The following is a 21939-nucleotide window of genomic DNA, read 5'->3' as shown; positions in this document are numbered from 1 at the left end:
TAAAATTAAAGCACCTTACAAGCGAAACCTTTCAAGTAGAAACCTTCTGGGTAAGCTGTATCGATCAAGTGATCGGCAGCTTGCTCGAAGCGTTCAACAAATTTCACTGTTCTGCCTGCATCTAGAGCGGCATCAGCAATAATTTTTTGGAATAGGTCAGCACCCATCAAACCTGAGCAAGAGTAGGTAAGTAGTGTTCCACCTGGCTTCAGGATTTGCATCGCTAACATGTTAACGTCTTTATAGCCGTTAGCACCTGATGTTAGGTTGTTTTTGCTTGAAACGAACTTTGGTGGATCCATGATAACGACATCAAACTTAGTACCTTGATCTCGGTATTCACGAAGTAGTTTGAATACGTCTGCGTTTAAGAATACAGCACGCTTTTTCGAGATGTCGAACTCATTCAGCTCAGCGTTGAACTTAGCTGTATCAAGAGCCAGTTGAGATACATCTGCGTTGATTACACGCTTTGCATCACCCTTAAGGGCATACAGACCAAAACCACCAGTGTATGAGAAGCAGTTAAGAACATCTTTGCCTTTAACGTACTTCATCGATTCTTTACGGCTATCACGTTGATCCATGTAGAAGCCTGTTTTATGACCTTCCATGATGTTCACGCTGATCTTCACGCCGTTTTCTTCGATGATTACTGATTTAGGTGGCTCTTCGCCATGCAGTACACCGACAGTTTGCTCCAAGCCTTCTTTTTTACGAACCGCTACGTCAGAGCGTTCGTAAATATTGCAATCAGGGAAGCACTCAACTAACGCTTCAACGATAATACTTTTGTTGAACTCCGCGCCAGCGCTCAGTAGTTGGCAAACTAAGAAGTCTTGGTATTTGTCGATAGTGATACCTGGCAGGCCGTCAGATTCTGCCGCCGTTAAGCGGTATCCTGTCAAACCATCGCGTTCGATAATATCTTCACGCAGTGATTGTGCGTCTTTAAATCTTTTGATGAAAAACGCTTTATTGATTTCTTCCTTTTCAAATGTCCAAACACGAGCTCGAATTTGAGAAGCAGGAGAGTAAGCTGCTTTCGCAAGCCACTGACCATTTTGAGCATATACGTCTACAGTTTCACCTTGTTGTGGCTCGCCTTCAACTTTATCGATACCGCGTGAAAATACCCATGGGTGTTTGCGGCGTAACGATTTGTCTCGGGCTTTAGCTAGATGAATAGAAGGAGTCATGATTTACTCTGTTGGTTGAAATTTGAAGGAGACGTATTGTCGGGGAAGTGAAATCGAAAAGCAAATAAGAAAGGGCTGCAGAAGCAGCCCAAGTATCGATATTTTATGTTCAGATCTTAATGATTAAGCTTTCAGACCGGTTAGTAGGCCTTCCATGGTGTCGCTCTGCTTGCGTAGCTGATCGACATTGGAATTACTCTTACTGATCATTTCGCAAATGCTATCTGATTGGTGACGAATTTCCGCAACGCTCTGTGCAATATTATCAGCTACCACACCTTGTTCTTCAGAGGCGGTCGCAATTTGGGTACTGCTGTCAGATATTGATTGATTCTTCTCAGCTAACGAGCCGATCTCAACGTTCACTTCTGACATCAACGTTTGGCCTTCATTCGCGTTGTTAACCGTCACTTCCATCAGTTTGGTAAGCGATTGGCTGTTACGTTGTAATGATTCAATCATGCTTTGAATTTCGACGGTAGCTTGTTGAGTACGTCCCGCAAGAGCGCGAACTTCGTCAGCAACAACAGCAAAACCTCGACCTTGTTCTCCAGCTCGAGCGGCTTCGATAGCCGCGTTGAGTGCTAATAGGTTGGTCTGTTCTGAAATACCATTAATGGTCGCCACTACTTCATCGATTTGTGCTGCGTTGGCATCAAGTTCTTCTACCGCTTGCGAAGCCGATTGGATCTCTTGAGAAAGGTTAGAGATAGACTCTAGAGTATTAGAAACCTTCAACTGTCCGCTTTGCGCTACACCACGAGCATCCATCGTTTGAGTGCTCGACTCATGAGCAAGTGTTGCGACTTCGCGAATCGTTGCTGCCATTTGTTCCGTGGCGCTTGCTAGGCTATTCAGGTGTTCTTGTTGATTACCTGAGATGTCTGAGCTTTGTTGTGTCGATTGGTTTAAGTCAGAACTGATTTGCTGCATTAGTGCGACAGACTCTTGAATCGATAACACCATGTTTTGTTCACGTTCTGCTACTTTATCAATAGTAATTGCGATTTCACTGAATTCATCACGAACGAGAAAGTAGTTCATACGACAGGTGAGATCACCATTCGCTAACGTGCTTAATGCTTTATTCATAGAGAACATCGCACCGCCGATGAACGTCATGATGTAATAAACACCTAGCGCGATCAGAGATAGCGTAATAGCAATGATTGAAACTTGAGTCGCTGAGAGCGCTGACCAAAGGTTTTGATCGTGGTTGGCGATTAAGCTGAATGCACCATTCATGACCGAAACTGAGCCAGCGCCATAACCTAGGGAGATGGTGTCAGAGTTACTGACAAGCTGCGCCACTTGATCTTTAGTGAGTTGACCTGCCTCGATTAGCCCTTTCATCAAGAGCATTTCTTCTTGGTAAAGGTGAGCCAGTAAAGAGTCCGCAGCACTATCTAAAACAAGCGTTAAAATAACCAGGGCGAGAAGAGGTAATAAGAAGAGTAGATAGAACTTTTCTTGGATTTTTAGGTGAATGAGATATTTGTCAATCCAACGAAATGGGATTTCTTTCATAATCGTTATACTCGAAGTAATGCCACCGCCAAACGGTGAATGAATAGAGTCTCAACTATATCATTCATATAATTTATGAGGCAACGTTATGAAAAATTCACAATGTATATTTGTCGTATCAGGCCGAGTTCAATGTGTTGGCTTTCGCTATCACACAAGCAGGCAAGCACAAGCCTTGTCAATGTCGGGCTATGCAAAAAATTTAAACGATGGTCGCGTCGAAGTATTAGCGGTTGGGGATGTGGAGCAGATTGAGAAGTTATACGCTTGGTTACAATTAGGGCCGTCTAGCGCCACAGTAGAGCAGGTTGTTAAGCATCAAATCAGTGAGGCGGATAAACGGACTGTTTCTGTTGGAGAGTTTAAAATACTGTAGCGCGTTGCTACAGTATTTACAGGCAGCTCTTGTTAGCGGATAGAGTTTATAAACATTTCGCTGGCTTAGGTAAACCCGCTAACTTTGTTGCTTGTTTAGCTGGGCCTTTCTTGAATAATTTAAACAGGTATTTACTGTTACCTTTTTCAGGGCCGTGGGCTTTTTCCATTGCTTTAACGAGCATACGAACGGCTGGAGAGGTCTTGAATTCTTCGTAAAAGCTTCTTACAAAATGTACGACTTCCAAGTGTGCTTCAGTCAGTTCGATCGCTTCGTCTTCAGCTAAGATTTCAATCATACCTTCTTCCCATTGTGTGTAGTCCAATAGGTAGCCTTGAGCGTCGGTTTCAATTTGTTTGCCGTTATATTCAAACATGTTTAGTCCAGAATCAGTTTAACTCAGTAAATAGGGTACATGACCACGTTTACCTTTCTCAAGAAGTATTGTCGTTATATCTAGGAATATTACTTCTATGGATACAAAAAAGCCCAAGAGACAGGCTCTTGGGCTCTATTTTGAACGAACTATGATTAGTCGTTGCTGTTCATAATGCCTAAGATGCTTAGTAAGCTGATGAAGATGTTGTAGATTGAAACATACAAGCTGATAGTTGCTGAGATGTAGTTCGTTTCACCGCCACGGATGATGCTTTGCGTTGTTAGCAAGATAACACCAGTCGAGAACAGGATGAACATACCGCTCATTGCCAATGATAGTAGAGGCATCTGAAGGAATATGTTTGCAACCATACCCACTAGCAGCACAACGAAACCAGCCATTAACATGCCGTTAAGGAATGAAAGGTCGCGTTTAGTTGTTAGTGCGTAAGCTGATGCTGCCATAAAGGCAAGCGCAGTCCCGCCAAGTGCAGTTAGGATGACATCACCCATACCTGCGCCGACATACATGTTTAAGATTGGACCGATCGTGTAGCCTAGGAAACCTGTAAACAGGAACGTAAACACAAGACCCATGCCGTTGTCACGGTTCTTTTCTGTTAGGAATAGCAGGCCGTAAAAACCGACCAGCATGATAATAAGACCAGGACGAGGAAGGTTCATCGCCATAGATACGCCTGCTACAACAGCAGACCAAAGTAGTGTCATAGACAGTAGTGCGTATGTGTTACGCAACACTTTATTGGTTTGCAGAGCATTCTCTTGAGTTGCTGTGCGTGAAAACATAGGGCTGTTCATAATCTTCCTCGTAAGGTGACTTCAATAGTTATTAGTACATTTATGGGGCCGAAAGTTCGAAAAATCAAGTCTTTCATTCCTTCTGTATACTTAAAATAATAATCAAAATAGTCGTTTAAGTGTTTCTCAAGATGTAACAAATTGTTGCTAGTGTTTCATGTTCACAATTTTAAGAAGCTTTAATAACGAAGAGGCGACCGAAGCCGCCTCTGTCTATATCAGTATAGTATCACATTAATGGTGCAATATTTGACTCAAGAAGTTCTGAGTTCGATCCGATTGTGGGTTCTCGAAGAAGTCGACTGGGTTGTTTTCCTCGATAATCTCACCTGCATCCATAAAGATGACGCGGTCAGCAACTTCTTTAGCAAAACCCATCTCGTGCGTTACACACAACATCGTCATGCCTTCTTCTGCAAGTTCGACCATTACATCGAGTACCTCACGTACCATCTCTGGGTCGAGTGCTGATGTCGGTTCATCAAACAGCATGACTTGCGGGTTCATACATAAAGAACGAGCAATTGCCACACGTTGTTGTTGACCACCAGAAAGTTGACCTGGGAATTTATCGGCTTGCTCTGGTATTTTTACACGCTCGAGGAATTTCATCGCGATGGCTTCGGCTTCCTCTTTCGGCATCTTCTTCACCCAGATTGGTGCTAGGGTACAGTTTTCCAATACCGTTAGGTGAGGGAACAAGTTGAAGTGTTGGAAACACATACCGACATCGCGGCGAACGGCTTCAATGTTTTTCAGGTCTTCCGTTAGTTCATTACCGGATACAAAGATATGGCCTTTTTGGTGCTCTTCTAGGCGGTTGATACAACGAATCATCGTTGATTTTCCTGAACCTGAAGGGCCACAAATAACGATCTTCTCGCCTTTTTTTACTTCCAAGTTGATGTTTTTAAGAACGTGGAACTCACCGTACCACTTGTTCATGTCCTTTAACTCGATCATAAGACCTTGAGAGTTGTTTTCTGTTTGCTGCGTCATAATACGTCCTTGATCTTGTTAATTATCGTTTGTGACCGGTGTGAAGTTTGTTTTCTAGCCAAATCGAGTATCTCGACATGCCAAAACAAAACACCCAGAACACTAACGCGACAAATACATAACTTTCTGTGGAGAAACCAAGCCATTCAGGGTCGGTATTCGCGGCTTGGCCAATCCCTAGTACATCAAACATACCGATAATCAAAACAAGACTGGTATCTTTGAACAAACCAATAAAGGTGTTCACAATTGAAGGGATTGTGATTTTTAGAGCTTGAGGCAGAATGATAAGCCCAGTTTTTTTCCAGTAGCTTAACCCTAGGGCGTCAGCCGCTTCGTATTGACCTTTTGGTATTGCTTGTAAACCACCACGGATTACTTCTGCCATATAAGCTGCACTGAATAGTACAACCCCAACAAGCGCTCTGATCAGCTTATCGGTCTCTGTCCCTTCTGATAGAAAGAGGGGAAGCATTACCGAGGCCATGAATAGAACCGTAATCAGTGGTACACCACGCCAAATCTCGATGTAAACGGTACACATGCTGCGGATGATTGGCATCTCTGAACGTCGACCCAGTGCGAGTGCGACACCAATAGGCAGTGATACCACAATACCGACAAGCGCGATGATCAGCGTAACCAGTAATCCACCCCATTTATGTGTATCGACGACTTCAAGTCCGAAGATACCGCCGTATAGAAGACCAGCGATCAAGAAAGGGTAAATGTTTACAAAAAATAACCAAATCCAAGTGCGCTTTGGTGTTCTTTCGTATGCCAGCAAAGCAACAAATATCGCTAGCGTGATATAGAATAAACGTGGGCGCCACAATTCAGCTTCAGGGTAGAAGCCATACATGAACTGATCCCAACGCACGCTAATAAACACCCAACAAGCACCATCACTTGTACAAGCATCTCGTGTTGTTCCTATCCAATCAGCATTAATGAATGCCCAATCTGCTATTGCCCACAATAAAGTGAAAGCAAAATAAGCAAGCACCACAGTGACGACACTGTTAACAGGTCCATTAAATAGATTTTTTCTTAACCAACCGACAGGTCCAACGGTATTCGCTGGAGGCGGAAGATCAGGTTGAAATTGATGTGTACTCATCTTATCTCTCCACCAACGCTACTTTGCGGTTGTATATGTTCATTAGAGCGGATGTTAATAGGCTTAGAGTCAGGTAGACGCCCATTGTCATCGCGATTACTTCGATAGCTTGTCCAGTTTGGTTCAATGTTGTTCCTGCAAATACAGAGACAAGATCGGGATAACCAATGGCCATCGCAAGTGATGAGTTTTTAGTCAGGTTCAAATACTGACTGGTTAATGGTGGGATAATAATTCTTAATGCTTGTGGAATAATCACGAGCTTAAGTGTTCTTGCTCTTGGGATACCCAGAGACATCGCAGCCTCGGTTTGTCCATGGTTTACCGCGTTAATACCTGAACGCACAATCTCTGCGATGAATGCAGCTGTATAGATACTTAAAGCAAGCATCAATGCGGCAAGCTCAGGGATGATGCTAATACCACCTTTGAAGTTAAACCCTTTTAAAACAGGGTATTCCGCAGAGATAGGCATGCCCATAACAAAGTAAGTTACCAAAGGTAAACCGACAATTAATGCTGCAGCGATGCGCACCATCGGTGTTTGCTGACCAGTTAACTTTTGCTTGTTGTTAGCCCAGATGTTGATAACAAACGTAGCGATGATACCGGCAATTAGTGATGCGATAACAATGCTACTGCCTTGCTCCATGACAGGGGCAGGGAAGTACAGACCACGTACATTCAAGAAAATGGCTTCACCAAGGCTCATACTTTGACGAGCGGAAGGCAATGCTTGTAGAACGGCGAAATACCAAAAAAATATTTGTAGAAGAAGAGGGATATTTCGGAATATTTCTATGTAGACCGCTGCAAATCGGCTTACTAGCCAGTTTGAAGAGAGCCTAGCAATACCCATACTAAAGCCCAGTACCGTGGCTAGCATGATGCCTAGCACAGAAACTAAAGCGGTATTGAGAAGACCGATAAAGAAAGTACGACCGTATGAGAAGGTTTCGTCGTATTCAATGAGAGTTAAGCCGATACCAAAACCAGCTTCTTGGGATAGAAAATCAAAACCAGTGGCGATACCACGGGAGTCTAAGTTAGTGAGTGCATTATTTACAATCGTGTAAAAGAAAGCACAGAGTGCTCCGACAGCGAGAATTTGGAAAATAACTGAGCGAAAAGTGGGGTTGTAAAAAAGGTTGGCACTTTTGGGCTGTGGCTTTGCCTGAGCTGGAGAAATAGTTTCATTAGGTTTCATACTGCTATAACCTCAAATCCATTTAATAAATAGGGCGGAAAAGTCCGCCCTAATTGATGCTTGGAAATTTATTAACGGATTGGTGGAGCGTACATAAAGCCGCCCGCATTCCATAGTGCATTTACGCCACGAGAGATCTGTAGTGGTGAACCTGTACCAACAGTACGTTCGAAGCTCTCACCGTAGTTACCAACTTGTTTAATTACTTGGTAACCCCAATCGTCACGAATACCTAGGCCTTTACCTTTAGGACCGTCAACGCCAAGAATACGCTTGATGTTTGGATCTTTTGACTTAAGCATTTCATCAGCATTCTTAGAAGAGATACCATACTCTTCAGCGTTAATCATCGCTGAAAGTGTCCATTTAGCTACGTTGAACCATTTGTCATCATCTTGACGAACAACAGGGCCTAGTGGTTCTTTAGAGATGATTTCAGGAAGTACCTGTGCAGATTTAGGATCGGCTAGGTTCAAGCGAAGTGCATATAGGCCAGATTGGTCTGTTGTAAGAACATCACAACGACCCGCATCAAAACCTTTAGACGTTTGTGCTGCAGTATCAAATACTACTGGCTTGTAAGACATACCACTGTTACGGAAGTAATCCGCTAGGTTAAGTTCAGTCGTTGTACCTGATTGTACACATACTGAAGCGCCATCAAGTTCTTGAGCACTTGTAAGGCCAAGTTCTTTCTTAACCATGAAGCCTTGACCATCGTAGTAGTTAACACCTACGAAGTTCAGACCTAGAGCAGTGTCACGATGTAGTGTCCATGTTGTGTTACGAGATAGTACGTCGATTTCACCCGATTGAAGGGCAGTGAAACGTTCTTTCGCTGTTAAAGGTACATACTTAACTTTAGTCTTGTCACCGAGTACAGCCGCTGCAAGAGCTTGACAATACTCAACATCGATTCCTTCCCATTCACCTTTTGAGTTAGGGTTAGAGAACCCTGGAAGACCTGTACTTACACCACAAGTTAAAAAGCCTTGAGATGTGACTTTGTCCAGAGTGCTTTCTGCCGCTGATGCTGATGTTGCCATCATTGCAGTTGATGCAGCTACTACTGAAGCAAGAAGTGTTAGTTTATTTGTCATTTGTATCCTTCCTTGTTAACCAGGTGACACCTGATACTCGTGCTCATTTGAGTTTTTCTATATGTGTTGCGTTTTCTATGACCTTGTTACTCAAATCAAACTGGTTGCATTTTGCAAATGAAACTGTGTGCGATTTAAACAACTGTTTATAAGGTTAGGAAAGGATCTGTATTTTCACAAATGTATAATTTAAAAAGAATTTTGAATGAAATCACAAATCCGAACACAATTAGAATGACCAAATGTTAAGTTAATGTAAATAGTGCAGCGCTTCACACTGTTGGTGCAACGAGATTTAGATTTTTATATTGACAATTGACTAGGTAAATATTCTGAATCAACATCACAATGATGAAACATTAAACTTCAGAAAGATTGAAATTTGGTGAATAAATATTTTTATTGCACTTGGATGGTTATTAATATGCTCCAAATTTGGTAGCATGGCTGAATAGTTATTGAAGTCATCTCAAGGAAGAACATGCGTTATTTCCCAATGTTTTTAGATGTAGAAAATAAGCCGATCTTAGTGGTGGGTGGGGGCGAGGTTGCTTGCCGAAAAGTAGATAGCTTGTTAAGAGCTGGGGCGGATGTCACTTTAGTGTCCCCTAAGGTAGAGCCTTACTTAAAGCAGCTTGTTGATGATAATAAAGTCCATTGGGTTCAAAACTTTTACTCTTCACAACTTATCTCGAAAAACTACTTACAAGTGTGGGCAACCACAGACAACCCAGACCTAAATCATCAAGTACATAATGATGCAAAAAAAATGGGTATTCTTGTCAATGTGGTCGACGACTTACCCTATTGTGACTTCATCACGCCCTCAATGATAAATCGCGGAAGAATCCAAATTGCGATCTCAAGTGGGGGTGCATCACCTGTTTTGGTGAGAAATATTAGAGAAAAACTCGAAACCGTCTTGCCTCAGAATATTGGTTTGATCGCAGACTTTGGTGCATCAAAACGCAATTCGATTAAAGAGTCCTTTCCTACGGTTGATGAACGCCGCAAATTCTGGGAGCGTTTTTTGTCTTCCAGTTTTATCAATCAAGTCACGGAACGCGAGCAACTGGAAACTTATTATCAGCAATCTTTGGCGGAACCTGTCGATAATGAAGGGCAAGTGACTTGGATTGAATTTGAAGACGATGTAGAACTTCTTTCAATGAAGGCGCTGCGTCTGATGCAAGAAGCAGAATTGGTGCTGTCACCAAAAGAATGCCCATTTGATTACATTGACTTGTGCCGCAGAGACGCTGAGAGAGAGAGTTTCAGTGATAGTGGAGAGTTATCGACAAAGCTTGAGAAGGCAAGAGCAGAGAACTTACGCGTGTGTGTGTTTATTCCACCAGCAAGCGTTGAGTTCAATTTACTTGTCGGCCGTGATTTGAAACTGTCTACAGCAAAGGTCATCAGCTAGCTAAAGCATCTGTCAGTAAATTACAGCATGCGTCAGCGAATTAGAGCATGGGTAGGTTGGTTCTTGTAAGCTAATCGACTATTTGCAGTTATCACCAAAGATATAAAAAAGCCTCTGCTTTATTGAAGCAGAGGCTTTTTAGTATTTGAAATTCAACGTGTTAATCCAACTCAACCAACTCTACAAACACATCTATTATCGACGGTTTGTGGTTTTAGAGTGAATTAGTCACGGAAGTTGTCAAACTGGAAAGGTTGACCAAGTTCACCGCTACGAACTAGAGCCATAACAGCTTGTAGATCGTCACGCTTTTTACCTGTTACACGAACTTTGTCGCCTTGGATAGAAGCTTGAACTTTCACTTTGTTATCTTTGATTAGCTTTACGATTTTCTTCGCAACATCAGTTTCGATGCCTTGCTTGAAGATAACCGTTTGGTGCCAAGTGCGACCTGTTTGGTCTGCTGCTTTCGCTTCCATCGCGTTAGGATCAACGTTGCGCTTCGTTAGGTTGCTACGAAGAATGTCGCGCATCTGCTTTAGTTGGAAGTCATCTTGCGCTGTCAGTTTTACTGATTCGTCTTTGTAATCGAAGCTAGCTTCAACGCCGCGGAAATCGAAACGAGTCGATAGCTCACGGTTTGCGTTGTCTACAGCGTTACGTAGTTCTACTGCTTCTACTTCAGAGATAATGTCAAATGATGGCATTGTGTTCGTTCCTTAAGCTAAATTTCTATCTTTAATTGCAGTTGCAAGCATGTCTAGCATAGTTGCAGTATCTTCCCAGCTTAGGCAAGGGTCAGTGATAGACTTACCGTATTCTAGGTTATTGATGTCAGTCATTGGCTGGTTACCTTCTTTAATGAAGCTTTCTGCCATGATGCCTGCAATTTGGTTCTTGTTAGATTTGATCTGCTCGCAAATGTCTTGTGCTACTTCTAACTGCTTACGATGCTGCTTTTGGCAGTTTGCGTGGCTGAAGTCGACAACTAAGCGCTCAGGAAGGTTAACTTCTGCCAGTTGCTTACATGCGTTTTCAACAGATTCAGCGTCAAAGTTAGGACCTTTATCACCACCACGCAGAATAACGTGACCGTATGGGTTACCTGAAGTGCGGTAAACTGTCATACGACCATTCTTGTCTGGAGAATAGAAGTAGTGTGAAGCATGCGCAGCTCGAATCGCATCGATTGCGATCTTGATGTTGCCGTTGGTTGCATTCTTGAAGCCTACAGGGCAAGAAAGCGCTGAAGCCATTTCACGGTGAATCTGAGATTCTGTCGTACGAGCGCCAATCGCGCCCCAAGTGATCAGGTCTGCAATGTACTGACCTGTGATCATATCAAGGAATTCAGTCGCGGTAGCTAGGCCAAGCTTGTTGATATCAAGCAACAGTTTACGTGCTTTGTTCAAGCCAGTTTCAAGTGCGTATGAACCATCTAGATTCGGATCGGTAATCAAACCCTTCCAACCTACAATTGTGCGAGGTTTCTCGAAGTAGGTTCTCATTACAACGAATAATTCGTCTTTGTATTGATCTTGAATCTGACTTAAGCGCTCAGCGTAATCAAGTGCCGCATCTGTATCGTGAACAGAACAAGGGCCAACGATAACTAATAGGCGGTCATCACGACCCGTTAGGATATCTTCGATTTGGCGGCGAGATTGTTTAATACGCTCAGCAACGTCGTCAGTAATAGGGTGTGCATTGCCTAATTCGGCAGGAGTTGGCATAGGACCCAGAGCTTGGGTTCTCAACTCATCAGTTTTTAATGGCATGTGATAGCTTTTTTATTCTATTGCGAAGTGGTTAAGATAACGGAATTGAACAGAGGAATAAACTCTCTTAAGTCAAAGTTATCTCAGTTATTGCTAATATTCTTATTTTTATCAGCAGGCCAGCGTCAAATAGGGGATTTTCACTTGTATTAACAGGCAGCTATCGGTATTTTCGTTTGAACACAACATAAAAATGCTGGAGCAGCAATGACTCAAGAAAATCAAAGCACTTTGCACCCAGAACTTGTTTTAGGTGATGTGCTGCCTTCTTATAACGATAATAATAATTCCAACCACTTGTACGTTTCCCTGTCTGAATTGGTCATGGATCGTGTGTTCTATCATCCAAGTATTGAAAGCCACTTAGATGCGCTGTCTGATATTGAGAAAACCTCTTTAGACGCTATTCTTGGCGATAAAAGTGTTGATGAACATTTTGTTTCAACCTTAGTTGTCGCTATTCAAGCTGCAGTTCAACCACACCATAATTCGGTTCGTGTTGCACTGAGCAGTGCCGACAGCTATGGGTTCCGCTCTTTACTTGGCGGCAACTGCGAAGTTGAAGAAGTAAACCCGGCACTGGGTGTACGCGGTGTAGCACGTTATGCGACACCTGAATACAGCAAGGCTTTTGCGCTAGAGTGTCAGGTGATCAAAACTCTGCGTGAACAAGGAATCAACGTTGAAATCGTTGTTCCTTATGTTCGAGCTCTGAGTGATGCAGCGAAAATCATTGATCTGTTAGCTGAGCAAGGGTTACCACGCGGCTTGAATGGCCTAAAAGTACTCTTCTCGTGTGATGTCCCTTCTGCTGTTCTACTTAGTGAACGACTTCTGCATTATTTTGACGGTGCAGCGGTGAATGTTGATAGTCTGACTCAATTTGCGTTGGGTGTTGATAAGCAGAATGAAGCTCAGCAACATGCGTTTGATCCACAGAATGAAGCTGTGATTACGTTGATCTCTAGCATTGTAAAAGCGACTCAACACGCGAAGAAGCCTGTGCTAATCGTGACTCAAGGTTTGGTCGATTACCCAAGACTTCAAGGTTATATTGCGGATCTAGAAGGGGTTGATACCGTTATTACGGCTTAATCTTCCCTTATTGCAAGAGTTTGAAAATGAAGAGATATCATGGAGACGTGATATCTCTTTTTTGTAACATTTTTTTGACATCTCTATCGCTAACGGATTAACTGGTCTGATGACTGATTTGATTAGGTAATCCGAATGTTGACCCCTCTACAAAAAGCAAATTTCTATTTGAGCATGTTTGGCTTTTTCAAAGTGCCATTGATCTGGTTGTGTCGCCCAAAGCTGCTTGCATTGGATAACCAACATGTTGAAGTGAAAATTCCTCTTAAAAGGCGAACGAAGAATCACCTTGATAGCATGTATTTTGGTGTGTTGGCCGTTGGCGCTGATGTCGCAGGTGGCTTTCTTGCTATGAGTAAGTCGCAGCAACAAGGTGAAAAGATCTCGTTGGCATTTAAAGAGGTGACGGGCAATTTTTTGAAGCGCCCTGAGGGAGATGTGCATTTTACGTGTAACGATGGAGAGCTAATAAATACCATGTTGGCTGAAACCATGTCGACTGGAGAGCGTGTTAACCAACCCGTGACGATTATCGCGACGTGTCCGTCTCTACATGGTGATGAACCGATGGCGGAATTCACGCTAACGCTTTCTATTAAGAAAGTGCCTTCTAGAAAGTAACTAAAAGCTTTGTAGAAGTAGTAAGACACGCTTGAAAAATGAAAGGGCGGTATGTGGACTTTGCACCCACATACCCTATTTCGTACACATACTCTAAAGACTATGACTCTTGAGTGATCTGCTCGATATCAACGATTTTTGAACGGTTCATTACGATTTTCCAACGGTAATAAGTCGGTTCACTATCATGATTGTTCTCTTTGATGATCAAGTTCAGCAGGTGTCGTTTTTCTACCGACTCACGACTTACTTGACCTTCATTTAAGCGGTATACGTTATTTGAACCTTTGTCCATCAATCGAGTGAGAGCCCTCAGGCTGACGGACAGTGTTTCACGCGTCTCTTCGTAACCACTCATAAACGTCGATGTCGACATTTCGGTTTGAGAACGATAATGCAAAATTTGCTCTTCGCGCTGAACAACTCGCTTCTTACGAATCAACTGAATTTTGTCCGCTAACTTAGAGAAATTGGCGTAATCCAACCATTCAAGTTTGTGACCGACTGACTTATTCGTTGTCGGGTCAAAGTAGCGACGCTTCCACTTTGGTTTCCCTTTGCGGAGCCAACGCCAAAGTATATCCCTTAAATCATCCTTGAAGATTTCACGCAGAGCGTAGATGAACGACATGGACACGATGAAAGACGCGGTAATCTCTCCTAGGAAGTCTCGAGCCAATATGACGGTCGTGGTAACCACCACCATGACCAAGCCCGTTGCGATGCCTTTAACGGCGCGCTTCACGTTCTTACCCATCGATGTCGTCTTTTCTTTAAGCACGATAGGGTGCTCAATCAAACGACGCAGCAATCGCATCTTGTTGCTTAAACGAGTGACGTCTTCTCGAACCTTGGCAGAGTTATATCGATTAAGCTTGCGGTGGGCGGTTTCTTTATCACAAAGCGTTAATAGGCGTTCTTTGATGGTTGAATACTCACTGCCGCGTGGCATGTGGGAAACCAGTGATAAAAACTTCTGCTCTGTGTACCAAGATAGGTAGTTATCTATATTGGCATAGTAACGTTTAAGGTTTTCTTCATAAGGAATGCTTCGGCGCAGTTTCTTTAATATATCGAGAGCCAGTTCGATGACTTCATCGACTTCATCAGCCGTGACATTGTCACTCTCATTTTTGTTCAAGCTGCTGACGGCTTTGTCTAGCGCGATAACATATTGATAAGCGAACAAACTCAAACTGACACGATATTGCGTGATGGAGAGTCGCCCACGTTTTGCTAAACGGCTGTGTACCAGAGGTAGCAGTGTTTTATCACTGTAGTAAGCGCGTTTCTGAGTAATTGAGCTGTAGAAAAATGCGCTTTCAGAAAGGACTTCAGGCGTCAGTCCGAGTTCACCGGGAATGAATAGATAAACGTCCATGTCGAGCTTTTTTGTCTTAGCCATCGCATGGTTAATTTTAAGTGTTATCGCATCTTGTTTATCAACGGTGATCAACGATGTCTCCTAGAATATAAAAATATGAATGAAACTAGCGAAAGCATATCAGAGATCACGTATAATCACCGCCAAATTTAAAGTAGAGACAATCTTGATGATTAATATTGGTCAAATAAACAACCTAGAAGTAGTAAAACAAGCAGACTTCGGTGTATTCCTTGACGCTAGCGACTATGGAACGGTGTTGCTGCCGAAACGATTTACTCCTGAAGGTGTTGAAATTGGTCAAAAGCTAGATGTTTTCTTATACATTGATTCTGACAACCAGATCGCTGCAACCACTGAAAAACCGATCGCTCAAGTAGGGCAGTTTGGCTTGATGACGGTTGAAGGTGTAAACAGCACCGGTGCTTTCATGAGCTGGGGTGTGAAAGGCAAAGATCTTCTGGTTCCTTTCAGCGAGCAGCGTGGCCGTTTAAACGAAGGTCAGTCAATCTTAGTATATGTGTATATCGATAAAGCATCGAGCCGTATTGTTGGAACAACTAAGTTCAACAAGTGGTTAGACAACACGCCAGCGACTTATAAGCAAAACGAACAAGTTGATCTTATCATCGCAGAGCGCAGTCAATTGGGCTACAAAGCGATCGTTAATGGCGAACACTGGGGAATGATTTTCCCATCAGACATTATTGGTAAGCTATTCATTGGTAAATCACTAAAAGGCTACATCAAAAACATTCGTGAAGAAGACGGTAAGATTGACTTGTCTCTTCAAAAAGTCGGTGTTGCGAAGATGGATGACTTAAGCACTAAGATTCTAGATCTGCTTGAGAAGAAAGGCGGCTTTTTACCATTGAACGACAAGTCTTCTCCTGAAGCGATTTTCACGGCATTCAGAACCAGTAAAGGTACGTTCAAAAAGACCATCGGTGGTCTGTACAAGTCAGGTAAAATCTCGATTGATAAAGAAGGTATTCGCTTAGCTGAATAAGCGAGCCTCTCGGTTAAAAAAAAGCCCAAACTTTCCTGTTTGGGCTTAGGGGAAAGGGCTCCGAAGAGCCTACGCTAATCGTTGTAATTCTTTGTCTGATAGACTGAAGTCTAGTTTAAATTCCTCAATAAGCGATTTTCCATAACGCAAATAGTGACTTGAATTGATATTTATGTAATTAAGCGTTGATTCGACATTGTTTTTAGTCGCACCGAGTTATCTGATGTGAATAGAAAAAGCCCAAACAATTTACGTTGTTTGGGCTTTTTGTTTATTCGTATGCTTTAAGCAGTTAAGCAGTTAAGCAGTTAAGCAGTTAAGCAGTTAAGCATAAGCACTATTAGAACAGGTTCTTATCGCGTACGAGCTCTCGCGGTAAACCGTTCTTCACTCGGTTGCCAACCCACTTACCAAGGCCAATGATCGCGCCGTTGTATTTAACCAGCACTTCGCCTTTTCCTGACAAGCCTTCTGGGCGAACATCTCGTCCCATGAACCACTCACGCGCGTCTTCGATGTTAAGCTCTACAACGTTGGCTTCGTTACCGGTAGCCAGTGTTGTGGCTACCTGATGCTGCCAGCGGTAGCCTTTCTTATGAGTCTCGGCGATCTTGATGCCCATACGAGAGAAACGGAACTCGCCAATCATCGGCTCTAGTGCTTCAGGGAATAGCCAAACGTCTTTGTCACGAATCCATACCTGAGTATCACTTGGTAATTCGATATCCAGTGCGCCTAAAAGCTGATCAGCGACTTCTTGCTGTGCTTTTTTATTGGCTTTTTCAAATGGAAATTTACCCAAACGTTTCTTCACTTCTGGTGGTGTCACAGAAGCGAGTTTACGGATACGTGCAACGAAGAAACCTTCCGAGTCATAAACCTGCGGGAAGATGTGAAGAAAGCCTTCTTCAGTCGTCGTCGCTTTTGCATTGCCGAATAAGTTTTCTAAAGACTCGAACTCAACTGCGTCACCAAAGGTTTCTTTTAGGTGATGACATACTTGTTGGTTCTCTTCGGTGCTTAACGTACAGGTTGAGTAAACCAACACACCATTAGGCTTAAGAGCATGGAACGCACTTTCAATCAGATCTTTTTGAGTGTTAGCAATATCGACCACAGACTGATAAGTCCAGTTCTTCATCGCGTCAGCGTCTTTACGAATGGTGCCTTCGCCAGAGCAGGGCGCGTCTAACAGCACGGCATCGAATTGCTCTGGTAGCCAGCCACCGAAGACTCTGCCATCAAAGTTACTTAGTGCTGCATTACGCACGCCACAGCGCTCTATGTTGGCGTGAAGGACTTTCACACGGCTTGCTGCGTATTCATTAGCAACCAGTACGCCACGGTTATCCATTAAGGCCGCTATTTGGGTCGTTTTTGAGCCGGGTGCTGCAGCTGTGTCTAACACGGCTTGATAATTCTCTTCACCTTGGAATAGAGCGGACGGCGGCATCATCGAGCTGGCTTCTTGAATGTAGAATAGACCAGACATGTGTTCTGCCGTATTGCCTAGTGGCGTTTCACTTTCATCTGCAGTGATCCAAAAACCCGTTTCACACCAAGGTACTGGTTCCAGTTCCCAGCCTTTGTCTTTCGCGCGTACGAAGAAATCTTCAACACTGATCTTCAGTGTGTTTACTCGAATACTTTTACGAAGTGGCTTTTGACAAGAAGCGACAAACGAGGCCATATCTAGATGGCTTGGCATGATGCCTTCAATATGAGTCAGGAATTCTTCTGGGATATATACGTTAGCGTGCAAAAGGGTATCTCGATTTATAGCGTTAATGCGCGCAGTTTAAAGCAAAATGAGATTGTCCTAAACCAAATTTGCTTTAAACAATAAAAATGCAGCCGTTTGGCTGCATTTTAAATTGAATCATGTGTGTTTCAGTGTAGAAACTCAGTTCACTAAGGGCGAGGTATAGCCGTTCTCCAAGATTTCCATTCATCTTCTGCTTGAGGATATAAATAGAAAGATTGGTCTTCTTCTGCCAACGGTTGGAGTTCATTGGTTGGTGGCGTTGAGAAAGTAATCCCGCCTCTTAACAAGCTATCTACAGTACCTGCCTTGATGTTTGCGCCAGATAAACCGATAGAGACATCAACCCCAGATACATTCCAAAAGACGCTGTTTGAGCGAATCAGATAGGCGTATTCAGGTTTGATCTGAATGGTTGAGATAATACGGTCTGCAAATTCACCCAGTTTTACGTCAATCACAGATCCAATCTCTAGTTCTCTGAATAGAATTGGTGTGCCTTCAGATACCGAACCTCTTGTTTCACTCTGCAACGTAAACACTTTGCCTTCAGGTTGAACGGGGCCTTGGCTGAGTTTAAATGCCGTGGTTTTGCCCCCTTTTCCTGGTTCAACATTGATGTGTTTAGACAGGAGTGCCGATACGTTTTTGATACCGTTTAGACCGATCTCCGGTTCTGCTAACCAAAAGTGGCTGTTTGCGACTGCAATTTTCTCAACGTATTCCGGTAAAACACGAGCGGTAATTTCGATACCACCTTTGTTAAAGTTCGGAATCACGAGAGTCACTTCACCAACCGTTACGCCCTGATACTTGATCGCCATGCCTTTGCTGACTTCTTGGTCGCCAGAAGAGGTGATGGTAATCGCGCGGCCAAACTTTCTCGCCGATTTCGAATCGGCGTATAGCTTCCAAACGTTACCAAGCTTGTTGTCGATTCCTGGTAGTGAATCAAAGGCAATACCACCTTGAATCAGCGTTTTAACTGGTGCGGCTTTAATGCTGATACCTGATAAAGAAGCATCGACTTCAACACCTGAGCGATTCCAGAACACCGTGTGCTTGTTGATCAAGTGTGTGTAACGGTTTTCGATGGTTACTTCGATTCTTACGCCACCATCTGCAAGCTGAAAGTTAGAAATACTGCCAACTTGAAGGTTACGGTAGAGCAGAGGACTTCCTTTCGAAATAGAAGGCAATTCACTGGCAAACAATGACATCTTTTTAGAGCCAGTTTGATTGAACTTGGCGATCTCTGCTAATGACTTACTTTGGAATAATTGATAGTTAGAGCGAGACTTACTGTTGCCTTCACTCACAAAGCTAATAGAACCACTCAACAGCTGTTTCGCTGGCGGTACTGTGACGCTTAACCCTGATTCTGTAAGCTCTGCCGTCGCACTGCCTGTCACGAAGAAGCGGTTATTACTTTTGATAAGGTGCGCATATTGGTTGTCGATCAGCGCGTCCATGAATACTTCATGCTTGTCGCTACCTGTTCCAACACTTTCAACTAGTCCAACATCAATGATTGAACCAACGGCTATGCCTTTATAAAGCAATTGGGTGCCAACATCCAAACCAAATGAATTGTTAGAGGTTAGACGAATAGCAACAGACTTTTCTTGCTCCTGGCTGAGCTCGTTCTTGCGAATGGCGGTAAACCGACGAGATTTTTCACCTTCACCAGGTACTAATGTCAGGAAGTTACCTGTTACCAAGTTAGCAATGTTCTTCATACCTGTTAGCGACAGTTCAGCTTCTTCCAGAACGAATTTACTTCCACTGTTCAAGAAGTCACTGAATGCAGGCTGGATAGCGGCAGAGGCCACCACGTTTTCACGACCTTTACTCAACGATAGATCGGTAATCTGACCAATTTCGATGCCTCGATACATGATAGGCGCACCGGTTGCACTGATCTTGTTGTCGTCTGGCACTGCGATCTTGATTGAGATACCACGACCGGCGGTTTTTAGATCGGGGTAGAGTTTGAATTCGGTGTTCATTTCAACGGGCTGGCCTTCTCCCGGGGAGTCGACAGCAATCGAACCACCAAGTAGGGCACTTAAGCTCTCTAATCGTACGTCAACACCAGAAAAGCCGATACTCGCCCCCAAGCCGCTGACATTCCAAAAACGACTTTGGTCGGTAATGATATGACTGTATTCGTCTTTGATGGCCGCTTGAATGGTTACCGACTTAGCATTTTCATTGAGCTGATAGTTATAAACTTCACCAATCGGGATCTTACGGTAAACAATTTGTGAACCGACAGACACGCCGCCAAGATCTTTAGTCGTCAGAGAGATATTGAGACCTTCGGATGCCAATAAGTCAGAAGGTGACGATTCCAAGGCGTGAAACACCGTTTCTGGTTTCTCTTTGGTTTCACTAGGGTGAATCGCAATATAGTTACCCGAAACAAGGGCGTCTAAACCAGAAATGCCAGATAAGCTTGCTGTTGGTTTTACTAGCCAAAAACGCGTTCCCTTCGAAAGAAGCTTTTGAGCCTCAGGGTAGATGTCAGCATCGACATAAATACTAGATAAGTCTTTGGACAACGTGATGTCGCGAACCATACCTACTTCTAAGCCTTGATAGCGAATCGTGGTTCGCCCTGCGACTAACCCCGCGGCATCCGAGAAGTAGATCTGCACACGTTGCCCTGCATCGTGTACTGACTTCATAACCAGCCAACCAGCAAGTGCTACGGTTAGAATCGGCAGAATCCACAAAGGAGAGATCCCTTTGTTTTTTCTGACTTCTGGTGAATATGACGTTTGTGATTGGTTATTGTTGTTCATTCACTGACTCATCTTTAGAGGTGTGGTTATCCCAAATTAGCCTAGGATCTAAGCTTTCCGCTGCCAGCATTGTCATAACAACAACGACACCGAAAGCCACAGCACCATAACCTGGTGTAAAGTTTAAAATTTGTCCACGGTCGACCAATGTCATCATGATCGAAATAACGAAGAGATCCATCACCGACCATTTACCTACCCATTTCACGATGAAATAGATGGTCATTCTTTGCCTGTGATAGCGTGCTCGTTTCATTTGAATACAAAGTAATATGTAAGTAAGCCCGAGAATCTTAGCTACTGGAACCACGATACTCGCAATAAAGATAATCGCTGCGATGCCGTACATATCCGTATTGATGAGTGAGGCGACACCTGAAATGATCGTGTCTTCTAACCTTTGTCCGTTGGTGATTACGATTGAAATTGGAATCACGTTCGCTGGTATTATGGCAACGGAAGCCGCAAATAACAGTGCCCAAGTTTTTTGTATAGAGTAGGGCTTGCGGTGATATAAGTCATGGTGACAACGTACACAAGCGTTACCTTCAGGCTGAGATAGATGGCAGTTGTGACAGTGAACATTTTTGCTTTCTGTAAAAGAGTAGTCTGATTCTTTTGCCCAAGCTTCCCAGTAACGTCGCACACTAATGCGGCTCACCAGTAGAACGCTGAATAACTGCAGTAGAATCAATCCAATTAAACCGGGGCCAACAAAAATATCGGAATAGTCTTGTAGTTTGAAACACGAGATGGCCACACTCACCAAAAACACATCCAACATCATCCAATGCTTTAAGGTTTGGATAATCGCTAATGAGTAACGAAACGGGGTGAAAATTTTAAAACGTAATGATGCGTGTGTGATCAGTACAGAAGTACAAACAAGGAACGGCGCGATAGAGCTACAAAATAAAATGAGTAACCCAAGCAGTGGGAAGCCTTCTCCCATTAAGGTGAACACACCCGATGGCAGTGTTGCTGGTATCATGACGCCGATTAGACGGATACTGATGAATTCAAAGAAGTGCGAAGGAATAAATAGCAATAAGCAGGTGATTGCGATGGCTAGGTTTCCAGAGAGACTAGGTGTGCCTCCGCGATATAATTGAGTTCCGCACCTAGGGCAGTAAGCTGACTTCCCATGTGGGATGTCCATCTTGTCTATTGGGAGTTCACAGCCCTGGCATAGTCGTACAGAGCTGCTGTCGCACAAGTGTTTACCTTGTGAAGGTTCGGATGATGGCTGAACGCTCGGTAATGGCTCAGAAGTGACAGGATGAGAGGGGGAGGTCACAAGACCTCCCGAGTAGAAGCGTTGGTCAAAACATCGCA

Annotated in this window: 19 protein-coding genes; 5 read left to right on the top strand and 14 right to left on the bottom strand. The window is 43.5% G+C overall.

What is annotated here, in order from left to right; translation table 11 throughout:
* Positions 1–5: 5 nt before the first annotated feature.
* Both QUF19_RS09240 and QUF19_RS09235 read right to left on the bottom strand, forming a co-directional pair.
* Positions 6–1199: a class I SAM-dependent methyltransferase gene (locus QUF19_RS09240; protein WP_017110716.1), complete on the bottom strand. Its 1194-nt coding sequence runs from the start codon at positions 1197–1199 to the stop codon at positions 6–8.
* Positions 1200–1322: 123 nt separating this feature from the next.
* Positions 1323–2726, bottom strand: a complete 1404-nt coding sequence (locus QUF19_RS09235) for a methyl-accepting chemotaxis protein (RefSeq protein ID WP_286291701.1) — start codon at positions 2724–2726, stop codon at positions 1323–1325.
* A gap of 88 nt (positions 2727–2814) precedes the next feature.
* On the opposite strand from QUF19_RS09235, the gene yccX reads away from it, so the two are divergent.
* Entirely contained in the window at positions 2815–3102 is a 288-nt protein-coding gene (gene yccX, locus QUF19_RS09230; RefSeq protein WP_286291699.1) for an acylphosphatase, read from the top strand.
* A gap of 46 nt (positions 3103–3148) precedes the next feature.
* On the opposite strand, the gene QUF19_RS09225 is transcribed toward yccX, so the two are convergent.
* The 6 genes from QUF19_RS09225 to QUF19_RS09200 form a co-directional block, all read right to left on the bottom strand.
* Positions 3149–3478, bottom strand: coding sequence for a TusE/DsrC/DsvC family sulfur relay protein (locus tag QUF19_RS09225; protein WP_017082226.1), 330 nt, complete (start codon positions 3476–3478; stop codon positions 3149–3151).
* A gap of 155 nt (positions 3479–3633) precedes the next feature.
* The gene (locus QUF19_RS09220) at positions 3634–4299 is read right to left on the bottom strand and encodes a Bax inhibitor-1/YccA family protein (RefSeq protein WP_017110713.1); all 666 of its coding nucleotides are present in this window, start codon (positions 4297–4299) and stop codon (positions 3634–3636) included.
* A gap of 234 nt (positions 4300–4533) precedes the next feature.
* Complete coding sequence (locus tag QUF19_RS09215; RefSeq protein WP_009846639.1) at positions 4534–5298, bottom strand: amino acid ABC transporter ATP-binding protein; 765 nt, start codon at positions 5296–5298, stop codon at positions 4534–4536.
* A gap of 22 nt (positions 5299–5320) precedes the next feature.
* Positions 5321–6418, bottom strand: coding sequence for an amino acid ABC transporter permease (locus QUF19_RS09210; protein ID WP_065104242.1), 1098 nt, complete (start codon positions 6416–6418; stop codon positions 5321–5323).
* Position 6419: 1 nt separating this feature from the next.
* Positions 6420–7625 (bottom strand): amino acid ABC transporter permease, encoded by a 1206-nt coding sequence (locus QUF19_RS09205; protein ID WP_102437562.1) that lies wholly within the window; start codon positions 7623–7625, stop codon positions 6420–6422.
* A gap of 71 nt (positions 7626–7696) precedes the next feature.
* On the bottom strand, positions 7697–8725 hold the full coding sequence (locus QUF19_RS09200) for an amino acid ABC transporter substrate-binding protein (RefSeq protein ID WP_004733634.1): 1029 nt from the start codon (positions 8723–8725) through the stop codon (positions 7697–7699).
* A gap of 481 nt (positions 8726–9206) precedes the next feature.
* Between QUF19_RS09200 and QUF19_RS09195 the strand changes: the two genes are divergently transcribed.
* Complete coding sequence (locus QUF19_RS09195) at positions 9207–10148, top strand: precorrin-2 dehydrogenase/sirohydrochlorin ferrochelatase family protein (RefSeq protein WP_102437560.1); 942 nt, start codon at positions 9207–9209, stop codon at positions 10146–10148.
* Positions 10149–10372: 224 nt separating this feature from the next.
* Here QUF19_RS09195 and QUF19_RS09190 read toward each other — a convergent pair whose 3' ends face one another.
* Positions 10373–10855, bottom strand: a complete 483-nt coding sequence (locus QUF19_RS09190; protein ID WP_004733632.1) for a YajQ family cyclic di-GMP-binding protein — start codon at positions 10853–10855, stop codon at positions 10373–10375.
* 12 nt (positions 10856–10867) lie between these two features.
* Positions 10868–11926: a 3-deoxy-7-phosphoheptulonate synthase gene (locus QUF19_RS09185; RefSeq protein WP_102437558.1), complete on the bottom strand. Its 1059-nt coding sequence runs from the start codon at positions 11924–11926 to the stop codon at positions 10868–10870.
* A 207-nt stretch (positions 11927–12133) separates the two neighbouring features.
* On the opposite strand from QUF19_RS09185, the gene QUF19_RS09180 reads away from it, so the two are divergent.
* Together QUF19_RS09180 and QUF19_RS09175 are read left to right on the top strand one after the other, a co-directional pair.
* A complete protein-coding gene (locus tag QUF19_RS09180) occupies positions 12134–13021 on the top strand; it encodes a putative PEP-binding protein (protein ID WP_286291637.1) in 888 nt (295 codons plus the stop codon).
* A gap of 135 nt (positions 13022–13156) precedes the next feature.
* A complete protein-coding gene (locus QUF19_RS09175; RefSeq protein WP_017092416.1) occupies positions 13157–13642 on the top strand; it encodes a PaaI family thioesterase in 486 nt (161 codons plus the stop codon).
* Between the two features lie 100 nt (positions 13643–13742).
* Here QUF19_RS09175 and QUF19_RS09170 read toward each other — a convergent pair whose 3' ends face one another.
* Positions 13743–15098 (bottom strand): hypothetical protein, encoded by a 1356-nt coding sequence (locus tag QUF19_RS09170; protein WP_017106997.1) that lies wholly within the window; start codon positions 15096–15098, stop codon positions 13743–13745.
* 28 nt (positions 15099–15126) lie between these two features.
* Between QUF19_RS09170 and QUF19_RS09165 the strand changes: the two genes are divergently transcribed.
* Positions 15127–16035, top strand: a complete 909-nt coding sequence (locus QUF19_RS09165; RefSeq protein WP_017106996.1) for a CvfB family protein — start codon at positions 15127–15129, stop codon at positions 16033–16035.
* Positions 16036–16375: 340 nt separating this feature from the next.
* On the opposite strand, the gene rsmF is transcribed toward QUF19_RS09165, so the two are convergent.
* The 3 genes from rsmF to QUF19_RS09150 all read right to left on the bottom strand — a co-directional run bounded on the left by rsmF (position 16376) and on the right by QUF19_RS09150 (position 21901).
* Positions 16376–17797 carry a 16S rRNA (cytosine(1407)-C(5))-methyltransferase RsmF gene (gene rsmF, locus QUF19_RS09160; RefSeq protein ID WP_286291621.1) on the bottom strand — a complete coding sequence of 474 codons (1422 nt, stop codon included), beginning with the start codon at positions 17795–17797 and terminating at the stop codon, positions 16376–16378.
* Between the two features lie 149 nt (positions 17798–17946).
* Positions 17947–20604, bottom strand: coding sequence for an MlaD family protein (locus QUF19_RS09155; RefSeq protein ID WP_286291619.1), 2658 nt, complete (start codon positions 20602–20604; stop codon positions 17947–17949).
* A complete protein-coding gene (locus QUF19_RS09150) occupies positions 20591–21901 on the bottom strand; it encodes a paraquat-inducible protein A (RefSeq protein WP_286291617.1) in 1311 nt (436 codons plus the stop codon). The genes QUF19_RS09155 and QUF19_RS09150 overlap by 14 nt, the downstream gene beginning before the upstream one ends.
* Between the last annotated feature and the right edge of the window lie 38 nt (positions 21902–21939).

The organism is Vibrio sp. FE10, from assembly GCF_030297155.1.
Lineage (GTDB): Bacteria > Pseudomonadota > Gammaproteobacteria > Enterobacterales > Vibrionaceae > Vibrio > Vibrio apostichopi.
The sequence above is the reverse complement of the archived record's forward strand: the minus strand, read 5'-3'. Positions and strand labels throughout refer to the sequence as shown.